This window comes from Yoonia sp. R2-816 (assembly GCF_046762905.1).
Taxonomy (GTDB): Bacteria; Pseudomonadota; Alphaproteobacteria; order Rhodobacterales; family Rhodobacteraceae; genus Yoonia.
The window spans coordinates 1-17,353 of sequence record NZ_JBKQXN010000324.1; the positions used below are offsets into that span (position 1 = coordinate 1).

16 protein-coding genes and 1 pseudogene are annotated in these 17,353 nt (G+C 59.2%); 14 read left to right on the top strand and 3 right to left on the bottom strand.

Annotated elements, in window-relative coordinates; all coding sequences use genetic code 11:
* The 10 genes and pseudogenes from ACFWW2_RS22040 to ftsH form a co-directional block, all read left to right on the top strand.
* Positions 1–345 (top strand): annotated as a pseudogene (locus tag ACFWW2_RS22040) (hypothetical protein); the annotation flags it as partial.
* Complete coding sequence (gene ybgC, locus ACFWW2_RS22045) at positions 342–728, top strand: tol-pal system-associated acyl-CoA thioesterase (protein WP_393931903.1); 387 nt, start codon at positions 342–344, stop codon at positions 726–728. The pseudogene ACFWW2_RS22040 and the gene ybgC, both read left to right, overlap by 4 nt.
* Before the next feature lie 112 nt (positions 729–840).
* Complete coding sequence (tolQ, locus tag ACFWW2_RS22050; RefSeq protein WP_393931905.1) at positions 841–1,515, top strand: protein TolQ; 675 nt, start codon at positions 841–843, stop codon at positions 1,513–1,515.
* Between the two features lie 2 nt (positions 1,516–1,517).
* Complete coding sequence (tolR, locus tag ACFWW2_RS22055) at positions 1,518–1,985, top strand: protein TolR (protein WP_393931907.1); 468 nt, start codon at positions 1,518–1,520, stop codon at positions 1,983–1,985.
* A gap of 4 nt (positions 1,986–1,989) precedes the next feature.
* Complete coding sequence (locus ACFWW2_RS22060; RefSeq protein ID WP_393931909.1) at positions 1,990–3,072, top strand: energy transducer TonB; 1,083 nt, start codon at positions 1,990–1,992, stop codon at positions 3,070–3,072.
* 111 nt (positions 3,073–3,183) lie between these two features.
* The gene (gene tolB, locus ACFWW2_RS22065) at positions 3,184–4,488 is read left to right on the top strand and encodes a Tol-Pal system beta propeller repeat protein TolB (protein WP_393931911.1); all 1,305 of its coding nucleotides are present in this window, start codon (positions 3,184–3,186) and stop codon (positions 4,486–4,488) included.
* A 75-nt stretch (positions 4,489–4,563) separates the two neighbouring features.
* Positions 4,564–5,091 carry a peptidoglycan-associated lipoprotein Pal gene (gene pal, locus ACFWW2_RS22070; protein WP_393931913.1) on the top strand — a complete coding sequence of 176 codons (528 nt, stop codon included), beginning with the start codon at positions 4,564–4,566 and terminating at the stop codon, positions 5,089–5,091.
* A 20-nt stretch (positions 5,092–5,111) separates the two neighbouring features.
* Complete coding sequence (gene ybgF / locus ACFWW2_RS22075) at positions 5,112–5,933, top strand: tol-pal system protein YbgF (RefSeq protein ID WP_393931915.1); 822 nt, start codon at positions 5,112–5,114, stop codon at positions 5,931–5,933.
* Positions 5,924–7,189, top strand: coding sequence for a tRNA lysidine(34) synthetase TilS (tilS, locus tag ACFWW2_RS22080; RefSeq protein ID WP_393931917.1), 1,266 nt, complete (start codon positions 5,924–5,926; stop codon positions 7,187–7,189). Before ybgF ends, tilS begins: the two co-directional genes overlap by 10 nt.
* Positions 7,190–7,275: 86 nt before the next feature.
* Positions 7,276–9,192, top strand: coding sequence for an ATP-dependent zinc metalloprotease FtsH (ftsH, locus tag ACFWW2_RS22085; protein WP_393932430.1), 1,917 nt, complete (start codon positions 7,276–7,278; stop codon positions 9,190–9,192).
* An 18-nt stretch (positions 9,193–9,210) separates the two neighbouring features.
* On the opposite strand, the gene ACFWW2_RS22090 is transcribed toward ftsH, so the two are convergent.
* Entirely contained in the window at positions 9,211–9,666 is a 456-nt protein-coding gene (locus tag ACFWW2_RS22090; RefSeq protein ID WP_393931919.1) for a hypothetical protein, read from the bottom strand.
* 112 nt (positions 9,667–9,778) lie between these two features.
* On the opposite strand from ACFWW2_RS22090, the gene ACFWW2_RS22095 reads away from it, so the two are divergent.
* From ACFWW2_RS22095 to ACFWW2_RS22110, 4 genes are all read left to right on the top strand, one after another.
* Positions 9,779–10,366 carry an MOSC domain-containing protein gene (locus ACFWW2_RS22095; protein WP_393931921.1) on the top strand — a complete coding sequence of 196 codons (588 nt, stop codon included), beginning with the start codon at positions 9,779–9,781 and terminating at the stop codon, positions 10,364–10,366.
* A gap of 398 nt (positions 10,367–10,764) precedes the next feature.
* On the top strand, positions 10,765–12,441 hold the full coding sequence (locus ACFWW2_RS22100) for a formate--tetrahydrofolate ligase (RefSeq protein ID WP_393931923.1): 1,677 nt from the start codon (positions 10,765–10,767) through the stop codon (positions 12,439–12,441).
* A gap of 76 nt (positions 12,442–12,517) precedes the next feature.
* On the top strand, positions 12,518–13,420 hold the full coding sequence (gene folD / locus ACFWW2_RS22105; RefSeq protein ID WP_393931924.1) for a bifunctional methylenetetrahydrofolate dehydrogenase/methenyltetrahydrofolate cyclohydrolase FolD: 903 nt from the start codon (positions 12,518–12,520) through the stop codon (positions 13,418–13,420).
* Between the two features lie 75 nt (positions 13,421–13,495).
* Entirely contained in the window at positions 13,496–14,245 is a 750-nt protein-coding gene (locus ACFWW2_RS22110; RefSeq protein ID WP_393931926.1) for a LytTR family DNA-binding domain-containing protein, read from the top strand.
* Here the strand turns inward: ACFWW2_RS22110 and pdeM are convergent.
* Together pdeM and ACFWW2_RS22120 are read right to left on the bottom strand one after the other, a co-directional pair.
* On the bottom strand, positions 14,199–14,882 hold the full coding sequence (gene pdeM, locus ACFWW2_RS22115) for a ligase-associated DNA damage response endonuclease PdeM (RefSeq protein ID WP_393931928.1): 684 nt from the start codon (positions 14,880–14,882) through the stop codon (positions 14,199–14,201). The two genes, ACFWW2_RS22110 and pdeM, sit on opposite strands and share 47 nt — an antisense overlap.
* A 39-nt stretch (positions 14,883–14,921) precedes the next feature.
* Positions 14,922–17,327 (bottom strand): ligase-associated DNA damage response DEXH box helicase, encoded by a 2,406-nt coding sequence (locus tag ACFWW2_RS22120; RefSeq protein WP_393931930.1) that lies wholly within the window; start codon positions 17,325–17,327, stop codon positions 14,922–14,924.
* Between the last annotated feature and the right edge of the window lie 26 nt (positions 17,328–17,353).

Consider the following 17,353-nt stretch of genomic DNA (forward strand, 5'->3'; position numbering starts at 1 on the left):
CCTTCCTCAATCAATCGTGCAAAACGATCTCGCAATTCCATCGGCAACGGTGCTGGCATGATCAATCCTCCCAAAAAGGGTGAACCACAGATCATGTCTCAGGGGAATCCTGCCGACTCAAACTTTTATCGAAATGCTTTATCGCAGGCGGTTCAGACGATCCTGTTGTGGTCGGACACGGCCTTTGACGATCAGCCACCCTTGGCGATGATCGACGGTAACGCGGTCTTAAGACCTGAAATTGCAGATGTGATACGGGCCGCTTATGATCAGGTCATGCCTGCCATGGACCGGGATGCGAGCCATGCGTTGCGGTTACAGGCGAGGATAACACGACCATCATGACACATACCTTCCCTATCCGCGTTTACTATGAAGATACCGACCTGGCGGGCATCGTCTATTATGCCAATTATCTGAAATTCATCGAACGCGCCCGCAGTGAGTGGGTTCGCGGTTTGGGGATTGATCAGGCGCAGATGAAGGCGGAGGGCTATGTCTTTGCCGTCCGCCGGGTCGAGGCGGATTATCTGATGCCGGCCAAATATGATGATGAATTGGTGGTTGAGACGGATACGGTCGAGAATTCGGGTGTTCGCCTGATTGTCCGCCAGGATGTCAAACGTGCCGATGTCACGCTGTTTACCGCCACGGTCACCATCATCTGCATGAATGCCAGTGGTGCCGTGGCCCGGTTGCCAGCGGCGATCCGCCGTTCGATCCATTAAAAGTCGCCAGTTTCAGCTTTGAAATGCGGGATTGATTGGATTTCCCTTTCGCCTTGGGTTATGCCTGTGCCCAATCAGAGCCCAAAATGGGCCTAGAGGCAGAGCAGGCACAATGGAAGCAGCAACCGACTTCACCATGTGGGCGCTATTTGCGCGCGCGACGATTACCGTCAAACTTGTCATGATCATGCTGATCGCTGCATCAATCTGGTGCTGGGCGGTGATCATCGACAAGATCATTCAGTATCGCAAGGCCAAGGCGGAGGCCGATATCTTTGACCGGTCGTTCTGGTCGGGTGAACCGCTGGACGGGCTGTTTGACAAGATCGGGACCGACCCGGATGGCCCGAGCGAGAAGATTTTTGCCGCAGGCATGCTGGAATGGCGCAGATCCCATACCCAAGAGGGTGAGTTGATCGCAAATGCCACCGCCCGGATTGACCGGTCAATGGATGTGGCCATCGCCAAAGAGGCGGCGCGATTGCAGGGCGGTCTGCCGGTGCTGGCCACTGTCGGTTCGACCGCCCCGTTTGTCGGTCTGTTCGGCACTGTCTGGGGTATCATGAACGCCTTTATCGAGATTGCAGAAGCGCAGAATACGAACCTCGCCGTTGTGGCCCCTGGGATCGCAGAGGCGTTGCTGGCCACGGGCCTTGGCCTGCTAGCGGCCATTCCGGCGGTGATATTCTATAACAAATTGTCGGCTGATAGTGATCGGATCGTGGGCGGCTATGAGGCCTTTGCCGATGAGTTCGCCACGATCCTGAGCCGTCAATTGGATAGCTGAGCATGGCTGCAAGTGTTATCAAAACAGGCGGAGGGAGCGGGCGCCGTGGCCGCCGCCGCGGGGGCCGCACCCAACCTATGTCCGAGATTAACGTCACCCCGTTTGTGGATGTGATGCTGGTTTTGCTGATCATCTTCATGGTCGCCGCCCCGTTATTGACCGTCGGCGTTCCAGTGGAACTGCCGCAGACCGCCGCAACCGCCCTGCCGACAGATGATGAGGAGCCGCTGACCGTGACCATAACGGCGGCTGGCGAAGTGACCATTCAGGAGACCGAGACCCCGCGTGATGAACTGGTGGCCAAGTTACAGGCCGTCGCCGCCGAACGCACCAGTGACCGCATTTATCTGCGCGCCGATGGAGCCAATAGCTGGAATGTCGTGGCCGAGATCATGGGTGATCTGAACGCAGCGGGCTTTACCAATATCGGCCTTGTGACGGATGTGGCGAACCCGGAGACCGGCGGGTAGGGCCATGCAAACGCCGGGCACCATTATCTCTGCTGCGGGCCACACGGTTCTGATCGGCTGGCTTTTGCTGGGCTGGGGGTTGAGTTCGGACCCGCTTGAGTTTGACACGATGGTGGTCACAACGGTGAGTGGGGAAGAGTTTGCAGCACTTCAGGCCGCGAGCACACCCGATCCGGGTAGGGCGGAGCCGACCGCCCCTGTGCAACCTGTGACAGATACGGCGCCCCCACCCCCGGCCGATGAGACACCTACCGAAGTGGCGCCGCCGCCGGAGCCTGTTGAACAGCCGGTTGAGGACACCCCACCGCCCCCACCGCCCCCGGCACCACCTGTGGCAGAAGTGGATGATGTCCCCCCTGTTGATCCCGCGCCGCCTGCGCCGCCACCGGCCCGCCCCGATCTTGAGATCAGCGAACGCCCCCGTCCGCGTGTGACTGATACTATCGCCCCTGTGCCAGCAGCACCTCCGCCCCCGGATGCAGCACCGGATGAGATTGCCCGCGATGAGGTTGTGCAGGACGAGACTGCCGATCCTGAGATCATTGAAGATGAGCAGGAAGCGACCGCGCCGCCAGAGGCCGAAACCGAGATTGCGATTGCAGATGAGACGCCCTCGGGTGCAGTGGAAACCTCGATCCGCCCGAGCGCGCGGCCCAGCCGGCCCGCGCCGGAGCCTGAGACAGACGATGCTGTTGCCGCGGCTCTTGCCGATGCATTGGCGGGCGCCGGAGAAACCGCAACACCGGAGGCCCCGGCGGTGGCGGCTGGTCCACCGATGACCGGATCAGAGAAAGACGCGTTTCGCATCGCCATTAACAATTGCTGGAACATTGATCCCGGATCAGAAGCGGCGCGTGTCACAGTCACGGTTGTTTTTGAACTTGGTCGTGATGGCAAAGTTGTGGGTAACCCGCGCCTGATCTCGGGCAGTGGTGGCACTGATGCGAGTATCAACGTCGCATTCGAGGCCGCACGCCGGGCCATTTTACGGTGTCAGGGATCAACTGGATATCAGCTGCCCCCGGAGAAATATGAAGAATGGCGCGAAGTGACAGCCAATTTCGACGCATCGGGGGCACGCTATTGAGAACCCCCGGCGCAGACATGCCAATGGAACCATGCAATACTTGCGGTGTTGGCCAAGAGATGCGCATGGATCATAATAACCAGAGACGCGGTAAAGCGGATGAGAGAGCCCATGTTTAAAAAACTGATGACCCTGCTGTTTGTAGTTTTGCTGGGAACGCAAGCCTATGCACTCGAAATCGACCTGCGAAACCCGCAGGTTGAACCGCTGCCAATTGCGGTACCTGCGTTCCAGGCGGAAAACGCGGCGGCTCAACAGGTGGCCGCCGACATCTCGCGATTGGTGGTGCAGGATTTGACCGGCACGGGTTTGTTCCGCGAAATTCCTCCTAATGCTTTTATCTCGCAGGTGTCATCTTTCACCCAACCAATTGCCTATCCCGACTGGCGTGCGGTTAACGCGCAGGGCCTGATCACGGGAGCCGTGACGGTCAATGGCAATCAGTTGGTGGTCAAGTTCCGCCTGTATGACGTCTTTGCCGGCACTGAGCTTGGGCAAGGCCAGCAACTGGTCGGTACAGTCGATGGCTGGCGCCGCATGGCCCATAAGGTGGCCGATGCCGCCTATTCCCGTATCACTGGTGAAGGTGGCTATTTCGACAGTCGCGTGGTGTTCGTGTCCGAAAGTGGTCCCAAGGACAACCGCCAGAAACGTCTGGCCGTCATGGATTATGACGGGGCGAATGTGCAGTTTTTGACCGATAGCAGTGCCATTGTGTTGGCGCCGCGGTTTTCGCCGAATGGTGATCGCGTGCTTTATACCAGCTTTGAATCCGGTTTCCCGCGCATCAACGTGCTGAACGTGGCCAATGTGGGCCGTCAGCAATTGGCGACCGCACCGGGTGAGATGGCGTTCAGCCCCCGCTTTTCCCGAGATGGGCGGCAGGTGATCTATAGTCTGGCGAATGGTGGCAATACCGATATCTATCGTACTGATCTGGGCAGTGGGCAGCATGTGCGTCTGACCTCGGCACCGTCGATTGAAACGGCCCCCAGCCTGTCACCTGACGGCAGCCAGATTGTGTTTGAAAGTGACCGTTCGGGCACCCAGCAGCTTTATATCATGCCCGCCAACGGGGGCGAGGCACGCCGGATTTCCTTTGGTGAGGGCCGTTACGGCACCCCGGTCTGGTCGCCACGCGGTGATCTGGTTGCGTTTACCAAGCAGAACGCTGGTCGGTTCCATATTGGTGTGATGCGCACGGACGGGTCCGAAGAACGGTTGCTGACCTCGTCTTTCCTGGATGAGGGTCCCACATGGTCGCCCAATGGCCGGGTCATCATGTTCAGCCGTGAAACCCAAGGTGCGGGCGGTACATCGGCGATGTATTCGGTCGATATTTCAGGGCGCAATCTGAAGGCCGTGCCCATTCAGGGGGGCGCGTCCGACCCGTCATGGGGTCCGTTGCAGCCGTAATGAAGTGTGATTCCCAATGCAGGCAAGCCATGCTATGCTGGGACAAAATGAGCAGATAACAACAGGATCAATCCGATGAAGATGATGACACGCGCGACCGTGCTGCTACTGGCGCTCGCCACTGCGGCTTGTACGAACCCGGACCGTTTTGGCGGTGGAGGTGCCGGTGCTGATGGTGCCAATGGGGCGAATGGCGTCAATGGTGGTCTGGCTGGATCGGCCAGTGACCCGACAAGCCCGCAATTCTTTAACCAGACCATTGGCGACCGCGTGCTGTTTGCTGTCGACACCTCGACCATCACGCCCGAAGGCAAGACCATTCTGGATGGTCAGGCCCAGTGGCTGCTGACCAACGCCGATTACCGCGCCGTTGTCGAAGGCCATGCCGATGAACAGGGTACGCGCGAATATAACATTGCCCTGGGTTTCCGCCGTGCGAATGCCGTTCGTGAATACCTTGTGTCGCGCGGTGTGCCCTCTGGCCGCTTGGAAGTGACCAGCTATGGCAAGGAGCGCCCGATTGAGGTGTGCAGCCAAGAAAGTTGCTATGCCAAGAACCGCAGAGCCGTTACGGTGCTTTCATTCTCGGCCATCACAAGCTGATCCAGACTGAAGGAACACCGATGTTGCACCGTATCGCCATTGCCCTTGCCATTGTTCTGGCACCGCTTCCGGGTCTGGCCCAGCAGGATGAAACGCTTGCTGATATCCGCCAGCAGTTGACGGTGCTTTATGTCGATGTGCAGCGGTTGAAACGCGAGTTGTCAACGACCGGTGGTCTGAATTCCGGCGTGGTGGGCAGCACCCCACTGGATCGTCTGAACGCGATCGAGGCGGAGCTGCAACGTCTGACCTCAAAAACCGAAGAGTTGGAGTTTCGCGTCAACCGGATCACCGTGGACGGCACCAACCGTATCGGTGATCTGGAATTCCGCCTGTGCGAGCTGGAGGCAAACTGCGACATCAGCCAGTTGGGTGATACCCCGACCCTGGGCGGTGGTGAGAACCTGACAAATGTGCCGGTGGCCGATCCGCCGCCAGCAACTGGCGGTCCGGCCCTTGCTGTGGGTGAGCGTAACGATTTTGAGCGGGCGCAGGAGGCGCTCGCTGCCGGTGACTTTCGCAGCGCCGCTGACCAGCTTGCGACCTTTGGCACGACCTATCCGGGAAGCCCGCTGACCGCGCAGGCAGAATATCTGCGGGGCGAGGCGCTGGAAGGCCTGGGTGAGATGACCGAGGCCGCGCGTGCCTATCTGGCGGCGTTTTCCGGCGATCCGACAGGCCCCAAGGCGCCTGATGCCCTGTTCAAGCTCGGCGCGTCGCTTGGTGCCATTGGCCAAACCCAGGATGCCTGTCTGACCCTCGCCGAGGTTGGTGTGCGGTTCCCCGGCAATCCGGCGGTGACGGATGCCGAACAGGCGATGTTCAATCTGGGATGTCAGTAGACACCCCCGCTGATGCGGACGCGTTTGATGCGCTGTTGCTGCATTTCGCGCGGACTGTTTTCCTTGATAAGCCACCCCGCCGGATCGGCGTTGCCGTATCGGGTGGCGGGGATTCGATGGCGCTTTTGCACCTTTATGCCCGGCTGGCGCAGGATGACGGTTTTGAAGTTGCCGCCGTCACGGTCGATCACGGTCTGAGATCTGATGCGGTGGCAGAGGCCGCCCATGTTGCCCGCTTTTGCAAGGCTGCCGGGATCAGCCACGACACGCTTCGCTGGGAGGGTTGGGACGGTAAGGGCAACCTGATGGCCGCCGCGCGCACTGCCCGGTATCGCCTGATTGCTGACTGGGCGCATGCCCGTGGCATTGGCGCGGTTGTTCTGGGCCACACGGCAGACGATCAGGCCGAGAATTTTCTGATCAGGCTCGCGCGTAAGTCTGGACCGGACGGGCTGGCCGGAATGGATGTGCGGTTTGAACGCCACGGGATTACATGGGCGCGGCCCTTGTGGCAGCAGTCGCGCAAAGACTTGCGTGATTACCTGCGCAGGCACGGGGTGGCTTGGATTGATGACCCGACCAACGAGGATGACACCTATGAACGCAGTCGCGTGCGCAAGGCGTTGGTGGAACTGGAAGCGTTGGGGATCACAGCAGATGTGCTGAAGTCTGTTGGCGTGACCATGCGCGCCACCAAGGATGCGCTGGATTATTACGCAAGGATTGAGGCAGCAAAGTACATCCGACAGGAGCATGGTGATTTGGTGCTGCATCTGGCCCAAACCGACCCCCTGCCGATGGAGATGCGGCGACGGCTGTGGCGGGCGATGCTGCCTTGGGTCAGTGGCGCATCCTATCCGCCACGCAACACGGCGCTGTTTGAAGCGATCCATGGATTATCAGCCGAGGGCAACACGACGGTTGGTGGTTGCCTGATCACCCGCAAGGGCGAGATGTGGCGCGTGACGCGAGAATATAATGCAGTGGCTGATCTGATCGGCCCGACGACAGCCATTTGGGACAATCGCTGGCAGTTATCTGGTCCACACGCGGATGATCTGAAGGTCCGTGCGTTGGGTGACGGGATCGCCGACTGCCCGGGGTGGCGTGATACGGGGCTGCCGCGCGCTTCGCTTCTGGCGACCCCGGCGGTTTGGCGTGGCGATACGCTGATCGCGGCCCCGATTGCGGGTTTGTCCAATGGTTGGACAGCGCAGATTGTCGCGGATTTTCACGAAGAGGCGTTTGCGCATTGAAGATTAAGGTTTTGCCTCTATTTTAGGTGAAACGCATACGCCGCGACTCTGTCGCGACATTTCCCGATTTCGAAGGAGTTTCTGCCTTGGGCAACGCGCGTAACATGGTCTTTTGGGTCGTCCTGTTCCTTATGGTGCTGGCGCTCTTTAATCTTTTCAGCAGCCCGCCGGGTTCGACGAGCAGTGACTCTCGCAGCTACTCCGAATTTGTGGCCGCCGTCGAAGGTGGCGAAGTCACCGAGGTGGTGATTGATGGCGAGCGGGTGCGCTATACCCAAGGCAGTCGTACCTTTACGACTATCAAGCCGGAAGATGCTGAAATCACTGATCTTTTGATAGCCGCCAATGTCCCAGTTGAGGCGCGCAGTCAGGAAACATCGTTTTTCCAAAGCTTCCTGCTGAGCATTCTGCCCTTCATCCTGCTGATCGGTGTCTGGATCTATTTCATGAACCGGATGCAGGGTGGCGGCAAAGGCGGTGCCATGGGCTTTGGCAAATCGCGCGCGAAGCTGCTGACGGAAAAGCATGGGCGGGTCACGTTTGACGATGTCGCCGGGATTGATGAAGCCAAGGAAGAGCTGGAAGAGATCGTGGAATTCCTGCGCAATCCGCAGAAATTCAGCCGCCTGGGCGGTAAGATTCCAAAAGGTGCGCTGCTGGTGGGCCCTCCGGGTACGGGTAAAACGCTGCTTGCGCGGGCAATTGCCGGTGAAGCAGGCGTGCCGTTCTTCACGATTTCGGGATCGGATTTTGTTGAAATGTTTGTGGGTGTGGGTGCGTCCCGCGTTCGTGACATGTTCGAACAAGCCAAGAAAAACGCCCCATGTATCGTGTTTATCGACGAGATTGACGCGGTCGGTCGGTCCCGTGGTGCCGGTTACGGCGGCGGTAATGATGAGCGCGAACAGACGCTGAACCAGTTGCTGGTCGAGATGGATGGTTTCGAGGCGAATGAAGGTGTGATCATCGTTGCGGCGACCAACCGTCGTGATGTGCTTGACCCCGCATTGCTGCGCCCCGGTCGTTTCGACCGTCAGGTCACGGTGCCGAACCCTGATATCAAGGGCCGCGAGAAGATTCTTGGCGTGCATGCTCGCAAGATCCCGTTGGGTCCTGATGTGGATCTGCGGATCATTGCCCGTGGCTCCCCCGGCTTTTCCGGTGCTGATCTGGCGAACCTTGTGAATGAGGCGGCGCTGATGGCCGCCCGCGTTGGCCGTCGCTTTGTCACGATGATCGATTTCGAATCTGCGAAGGACAAAGTCATGATGGGCGCCGAGCGCCGGTCGATGGTGATGACTGCCGAGCAGAAGGAAATGACCGCCTTTCACGAAGCCGGGCACGCCATTGTCGGGATCACCCTGCCGAAATGCGATCCGGTCTATAAGGCAACGATCATTCCGCGTGGCGGCGCATTGGGCATGGTGATGAGCCTTCCGGAAATGGATCGCCTGAACATGTTCAAGGATGAATGCCACCAGCGTCTGGCCATGACCATGGCAGGCAAGGCGGCCGAGATCATTAAATACGGTGAGGATCAGGTCAGCAACGGCCCGGCGGGCGATATCCAGCAGGCGAGCCAGTTGGCCCGCGCGATGGTGCTGCGCTGGGGCATGTCTGACAAGGTCGGCAATATCGACTATGCCGAGGCCCACGAGGGATATCAGGGCAACACCGCTGGATTGTCCGTGTCCGCCCATACCAAGGAGCTGATCGAGGAAGAGGTGCGCAGCTTTATCCAGAAGGGGTATGAACGCGCCTATGAGATCATCACGGAGCGCAAGGAAGAGTTTGAGCGTCTGGCGCACGGCCTGCTGGAATATGAGACGTTGACCGGTGACGAGATCAAGCGCGTCATGGCGGGCGAACCGCCGCATACCGGTGACGATGCGGATGATGCCAGTTCTGGCGGGACACCATCGGTGACCTCGATCCCGAAAACAAAGCTGAAGAAACCACCGCGCGAACCCGATAGTGGGATGGAGCCAGAACCTTCGGTCTGATTGGATCAAACGCCGCCCTTAGGGGCGGCGTTTTTGGTTGCGGCAGGCGGTGACGTCGAAACGAGCGATGAAGTCCAGCGCGCGTGGGATCGGGTCCGCCCAAAACTGATCCGGCCCGAGATGATTGCGGGCGTTCAGCACTGCTGTGTCAAGCAGATCGAAATCGATCCGCCGGATATCAGCCGACCAGCCTTCGTATCGCCGGGACCAGCCACGCCGATGATGCGACAACAGCGCGTCGCGTCTGGTATAGCCATGAAAATCAAAGCTGATCTGCCCGTCCGTGACATACATATGATGCCCGGGAAGACCGTGGCGCGGGACAATCCATTCGCCATAGCGGGCACAGTATTGCGATTGATTGAGATAGACGCTGGCCAGAATATGGCAGGCCCCGTAACCAAAAAAGATCCGGTCCGGTCGATGCCAGCGCTTGTAGGGATCTTTCTTGATCTCGGGGTCCGGCCAATACATCGCCTCAGCATAGGATTGTTGGAAAGATGTTGAAACCTCATGTCACGATTGCTGATTTGAAGGTCCCGGCGGGATCGGATAGCCCTTGGCTGAGATTGCTTTGGAGTGTGTGATGCCTGCCTTGATACCAACCGAGATTGTGGGAGAAATCGTCTGGATCGGGCGCGTGCCGGATCGTGATGTATCGTTGCGCTCGGTGGCTGTTGAACAGGCGGAACTGACCTATGCCGGTATTCCGGGCGAGGCGCATGGCGGGCTGATCCGTGCTGCCTGTGTGCGGGTGCGCAGCCAGTACGCCAAAGGCGCAGAAATTCGCAATGTGCGTCAGCTCACGGTGATGTCTGCCGAAGAGCTGGCAGAGGTTGCCGCGGATTGTGGTTTGCCCGCATTCGATCCGGCCCATATCGGGGCATCGTTGGTGGTGAGGGGTATACCTGATTTCACTCATGTCCCGCCGTCCTCGCGCCTGCAGTTTCCCGACGGGTCGGCGATTGTGGTCGATATGGAAAACCGGCCCTGCCATCTGCCGGCCAAGGTGATCAATGCGGATCATCCTGGGGCAGGTGATGCGTTCAAGGCGGCCGCCAAAGGCAAGCGCGGTGTGACGGCCTGGGTCGAGCGCGAGGGCCGTATTCAGGTCGGTGATGCCGTGCGGCTGCATGTCCCTGATCAGCGCGCCTGGCGACCCGGGGCCTGTTGATAACGAACCTACGCAACTGGTTTCAGGCAAAATTGCTCAGTTCCAGGAAAAAGAACGCAGGACGAACGGGTTCATTCAAGCTCTTTTGACGCAGAAATGGGCAATTTTGGCGAAACCCCTGCGGGGCGCGGCGCATTTTGCCTCTGCCATCGCGGATTTGCCCTGCCGATGAACCACATCGCTGCGGTCAAATCAGCTTGTCAGCGGCAAAATGTGTCTCGCGCCAGTTGTGCAGGTTCGTTATCAACAGGCCCCAGGTTTCCCATCAGAAACGGTTTCCGCCCGCATGGACGATTCTGAGGGCGAAAATGTCGCAATCCAAGCGCATGCCATGGTGTGCCACCGATAGAAGCGATGGTAATGATCAGTGGCTTTCGGCCGGGCACAGGGAAAAACCAATGGAATACAAGACGGATATCGAGATTGCACGCGCAGCACAGAAGCGTCCCATCCAGGAAATCGGGGCGAAGCTGGGCATCGACAGTGATGATCTGCTGCCCTACGGCCATGACAAGGCGAAGGTCAGCCAGCGGCTGATCGACTCTGTCCAGGACCGGCCTGACGGCAAACTGATCCTTGTGACCGCGATCAATCCAACCCCTGCGGGTGAAGGCAAGACCACCACGACGGTGGGTCTGGGCGACGGGTTGAATGCGATTGGCAAAAAGGCCGCAATTTGTATTCGCGAGGCGTCGCTGGGCCCGTGTTTCGGCATGAAAGGCGGGGCCGCCGGTGGTGGTTATGCCCAGGTTGTGCCGATGGAGGATATGAACCTGCATTTCACGGGCGATTTCCATGCGATCACATCGGCGCACAACCTGCTGTCGGCGATGATCGACAACCATATTTATTGGGGTAATGCGCTGGAGATTGATATCCGCCGCGTCGTCTGGCGCCGCGTTCTGGATATGAACGACCGGGCCTTGCGCCAGATTACGACCAGCCTGGGCGGTGTGGCCAATGGTTTCCCGCGTGAGGCCGGATTTGATATTACCGTGGCGTCAGAAGTGATGGCGATCCTGTGTCTGGCCCGCAATCTGGATGATCTGCAGAAACGTCTGGGTGATATCATCGTGGCTTACAGGCGGGACCGCAGCCCGGTCTATTGCCGCGATATCAAGGCCGATGGCGCGATGACGGTGTTGCTGAAGGATGCGATGCAGCCCAATCTGGTGCAGACGCTGGAAAACAATCCGGCCTTTGTGCATGGCGGTCCATTTGCGAATATCGCGCATGGCTGCAATTCGGTCACCGCAACCACGACCGCGTTGAAACTGGCCGATTACGTGGTGACAGAGGCGGGCTTTGGCGCCGATCTGGGGGCCGAGAAATTCATGAACATCAAATGCCGCAAAGCGGGCCTTGCCCCGTCTTGCGTTGTGGTCGTGGCCACGGTGCGCGCGATGAAGATGAATGGCGGCGTGGCCAAGGCTGATCTGGGTGTCGAGAATGTCGACGCGGTGAATGCCGGGTGCGCCAATCTGGGTCGCCATATCGAGAATGTGAAATCCTTTGGTGTGCCGGTCGTCGTGGCGATCAACCATTTTGTGACCGATACGGATGCCGAGGTTGACGCGGTCAAGGCCTATGTTGCGACCCAAGGGTCCGAAGCGATCCTGTGCAAGCATTGGGCGCTGGGATCTGAGGGAACGACCGATCTGGCCAAACGTGTGGCACAGATTGCCGATGCGGGTGAGGCGAATTTTGCGCCGATCTATGCTGATGATATGGGCCTTTTTGACAAGATCGACACGATTGCCAAAAGGATTTACCGCGCTGATGAGGTAATCGCGGACACCAAAATTCGCGATCAGCTACGCCAGTGGGAAGAGCAGGGTTATGGCCATTTGCCTGTCTGCATGGCCAAGACACAGTATAGCTTTTCAACCGACCCGAACCTGCGCGGCGCGCCAACCGGCCATGCGGTTCCGGTCCGTGAGGTGCGGCTGAGTGCGGGTGCCGGGTTTATCGTGGCGATCTGCGGGGAAATCATGACCATGCCTGGTCTGCCTCGTGTCCCGTCGGCGGAGCAGATCATGCTGAATGCGGATGGTCAGATCGAAGGTTTGTTTTAGGTCGGGCAGGGCGACGCTCGTCCCGGACAGGTCCGGAACATCGCCCCGCCCACCCTCCCATATTGAAAGAGACGATATGACAGCGACAGTGATTGACGGAAAAGCCTTTGCCGCGAAGGTGTGTGGACAGGTGGCCGACCATGTTGCCCGGTTGACGGCCGATCATGGTATCACGCCGGGGCTGGCGGTAGTTCTGGTTGGCGAAGACCCGGCAAGTCAGGTTTATGTCCGCTCAAAAGGCAAGATGACTGTTGAGGTCGGCATGGCGTCATTCGAGCATCGGCTGGATGTCCAGACCACTGAGGCTGATCTGCTGGCGCTGATTGATCAGTTGAACAATGACCCGACGGTGCATGGTATTCTGGTCCAGTTGCCGCTGCCGGATCATCTGGACAGTGATCTGGTGATCAACAGCATTGATCCGGCCAAGGATGTTGACGGCTTTCATATCTCCAATGTTGGCCTTCTGGGGACAGGGCAGAAAAGCATGGTGCCCTGCACCCCGCTGGGCTGCCTGATGATGCTGCGGGATTATCACGGGTCATTGTCGGGGCTGAATGCCGTTGTGGTGGGGCGGTCCAACATTGTCGGCAAGCCCATGGCGCAACTGCTGCTGGGTGATAGCTGCACGGTGACGATTGCCCATAGCCGGACCAAGGACCTGCCCGGTGTGGTGCGGCAGGCCGATATCGTCGTTGCGGCGGTCGGTCGTCCGCAAATGGTACAGGGCGATTGGATCAAGCCGGGCGCAACTGTGATTGATGTGGGCATCAACCGGATTGAAAAACCCGAAGGCGGTACCCGCCTGGTGGGGGACGTGGATTATGACAGTTGTGCGGCGGTTGCCGGGGCCATTACACCTGTTCCCGGTGGCGTTGGGCCGATGACGATTGCCTGCCTGCTCGCCAACACGGTGACGGCCTGTTGCCGGGCGAACGGTCTGGATGAACCCGAAGGTTTGACCGCAACCGCATCCTGAGTTGTGTTACAATTGATTCTGACGGGCAAGCGACGGTTGCCTGACGTGAATAGGTTGGTTAACACACTCATAATGATGAGTTTTCTGTCAAAGGCTGTGCGGTCGTTTGGGACGGATCCGGTTTGGTCGTTTCTGTTCGGGCTGGCGATCATCGTGGCATTGATCGGTCCGTTTGGCACATTTGACGCGCTGAACCTGCCATTGCGGTTGTTGTACTGGGCACCGGTGGTTTTGGGAGCAAATGTGTTTGTCCGGCTCTCCAATCGATTGGTGAACAGGTTCGCCGCAAATCCGACGCCGCTGCAATGGCAGGTCCTGACCATTGTTGTCTTTTCAATGACCTTCTCCCCTGCTGTTTGGTCCTATAGCGCGTTGTTTTCGGATCAGCTTCGCGGCTTGAACAGTCTTTTCGTCATCTTTTTCAACGTATTTTGCGTCACGGCGGCTATCGGGTTTTTGGTGTTTTTCATGACCCGCACGTCAGCTGAAAGGGTTGAAGAGACAACGATCCGCCCGCGTCTTTTCAACCGCCTGCCGGATGGGACTGACGCGGCGATTGTCCGGCTGACGGTGGATGATCACTATGTTCAGGTGCATATGGATGACGGCCATGTGCATCGTATTCTGATGCGCTTTGCCGATGCGGTGAATGAGATGGACGATACGCTGGGGTTTTGCACACACCGATCGCACTGGGTTGCTGCCGGTTTTGTGACGCAAAGCCTGCGCGAGAATAACCGTGAGTTTCTAATGCTGGGCGACGGGGCGAAAGTGCCGGTCAGTAAGACATATCGCGAAAATGTGGCCGCTGCGGGGTTTTTGTGACCGGAACGGCGATGGCTTTTTTTCCGGTCAGGATCGCCATGGGCTGGCCGTCAAACAATTGCTGCAGGCTGGGTGTGTCGCTGGACAGCCCGCCGGTATAGGCCCCATAGGCCGGCATGATTATCCGTGATGCGTTATAAAGAAACGCGGGCCGGCTGCGCCCGGCGAGCCGATGTTTGGGGTGGTAATGTCCTGATACCTCAGCGGTTTGTGTGGATGCGATGTGACGAAAGGTCAGCGCGCCGATGCTGATCTGTGCCAGATGGGTGCCGCCAAGATCAACCGGCCCGGGATCGTGATTACCTTCGATCCAGATCCATTCGCGTCCTGCCTGAAGCCGCGACAGCCAAAGCGCCATGTCGTCCGACAGGCTGAGTGCGGCGTCCAGATCATCGAAACTGTCGCCCAGGCAGATGACCATTTGCGGGCGGGTGGTGTCGATGTCGCTTTCAAGTTTTTCCAGTGTCGCCTGAACCTCGTAAGGTGGCAACATCACCCCGCTGCGGCGCGCGATCCTGTCGGATTTTCCCAGATGCAGGTCAGAGACGCAAAGCAGGTCATGATCCGGCAAATGCAGCGCGCCAGAGGGCAGGGCGGTGCAACGTGTGTCGCAAAAGGTAAAGCTATGGCCGTTCATGATCTGTTCTTTGCGTGATTGTGCCTGAGGGCGCAAGTCCTAAAGGTCGCTGACCCCGGCGGTGTCCATCAGATGCAGCGCGGCCTCTTCCAGCAGTCTGTCTTGGGCAGCCCCGGCGACAGGGACCTTGCCCACCTCAAGGAACAGGGGGGCAGCAAGCGGTGTGACGCGGTCGAGGATCACGTGATCGACGCGGCCCTGCGTGCGGGTCAGCATTTCCTCGATCCGGCCAAAATCCACAAGGCCGCGCATTGCCTCTTCGCGGGTGATTTGCAGCATCAGGTGGTCGGGGTCATATTTCGACAGCGTGTCATAGAGGATGTCGGATGAAAACGTCGCCTGCCGACCGGTCTTGCGGGTTTGTGGCAGGTTGCGTTCGATCAGTCCGGCGATGGTCGCGGCACCTCGAAAGGTCCGTTTCATGACGGCATTCCCGGACAGCCATGTTTCAAATCCCGCCCGCAGATCGGGTTCGCGGAACAGTGGCGCGGGGTCGAGAACCGGATCAAGCCCCCAGATCAGGGTGGCGTAGTCGGTCGCCACGAAGCCGAGCGGGTGCAGGTCCATTTCCTCCATCCGTTGGGTCAATAGCATTCCCAGGGTCTGCATGGCATTGCGTCCGGCAAACCCGTAGGCGCAAATATGCTGCCGCCCGTCATGGGGGAAGCTTTCGACCAGGATGCGGTCGGCCTCGGGCAGTTTGGACACTTCGCGCTGAAGGTTGAGCCACTCGGCGGTGTGGGTGGGCAGTTCGGGCCAGCTGTCCTGCTGGAACATGCGCAGGATGCGTTGCGACAGCTGCGTGGAGTTGGCGAATTTAGTGCCCATGAAGGTGGCGATTTTTGGGGTCTTGCCGCCGCGACGGCTGACCTCAACCGTCATTTCCTTCAGGCCTTCGTAGCGGACAACCTGCCCGCCGATCAGGAATGTATCGCCGGGGGTCAGGGTGGCAGCGAACCCTTCCTCGACCTCGCCAAGTTGTTTGAAACCGCGTTTCAGCCGGACCTTGAGCGTGTCGGTGTCCTGAATGGTGCCGATATTCATGCGAATGCGCTGGGCCGCGCGCGGGTCGCGCAATTGCCAATGGCCATCAGCCGTTTGCAGAAGCCGTTTCCACTTGTCATAGGCGCGCAAGGCGTAGCCACCGGTGGCACAGAAATCGAGGCAATCATCGAATGCGGCGCGTGTGAGTGTGGCGTAGGCACCGACTGTTTTGACCTCCGCAAATAGCGCATCAGCGTGGAACGGGCCGCTGCAGGCGGCGATCAGAATGTGCTGGCACAGTACATCGCGGGGGCCAGCGCCTTTGGGATCACCGTCGAGGTCGTGTTCTCTTGCGGCCTCAAGCGCTGCGACACATTCCACGACCTCGAACCGGTTGGCAGGTACCAAAATCGCCTTGGACGGAGCATTGTAGCGGTGGTTGGCCCGCCCGATCCGCTGCACCAGTCGTTTGACGTTCTTGGGCGCGCCGATCTGGATCACCAGATCGACATCGCCCCAGTCGATGCCAAGGTCGAGCGATCCGGTGCAGACGATGGCGCGCAATTCGCCTGCGACCATCGCCGCCTCGACCCGTTCGCGTTGTTCGCGGGCGAGGCTGCCGTGGTGTATGCCGATGGGTAAGTCATCGGTATTGGCGAGCCAGAGATTATGGAAAAAGATTTCGGCCTGGGCGCGGGTGTTGTGGAAAATCAGCGTGGTTTTGTGCTGTCTGACCTGTTCCAGCACCGCCGGGATGGCATAGGCCGCCCCACCGCCCGACCAGGGCGGTTTTTCGTCGGTCGTCAGCATGCTGATATCCGGGTCGGGGCCGGGATCGGCGTTGATGACCTCGCACGGGTCAGGGTGGCATGCCAGTTGGTGGGCGATGGCGGCCGGGTCTTCGACAGTGGCGGAGAGGCCGATGCGCCGCAGCCCCGGTGCGAGGGTTTGCAGGCGGCTGATGGCCAGCATCAACTGGTCGCCGCGTTTGCTTTCGGTGAGCGCGTGGATTTCATCGACGATGACACGTTTCAACCCCTTGAAGATGCGGGGTGCGTCCTCGTAGCTGGTCAGGAGTGCTAGCGACTCAGGGGTGGTTAGCAGGATATGCGGCGGGTCGGCCCGCTGCCGCCTTTTTTGCGTATAGGACGTGTCGCCGGTCCGATCCTCGATCCGGATCGGCAGGTTCATTTCGGCCACGGGGGTGCGCAGGTTGCGTTTGATGTCAGCCGCCAGCGCTTTGAGCGGTGAAACATAGAGCGTGTGCAGCCCCTCATGCTGGCCATTGGCGAGCTCGGTCAGCGTGGGCAGGAAACCGGCCAGGGTCTTGCCACCACCGGTGGGGGCGATCAGCAGCAGGGATGGCGCATCGGCCCGGTCCAGCATGGCCTGCTGATGCGGGTGGATATGCCATCCGCGACTCGTGAACCAGTTTTCGAAAACGGGGGACAGGGTGGTCATGGCACTAAGGTGCGGCTGGCCGGAGA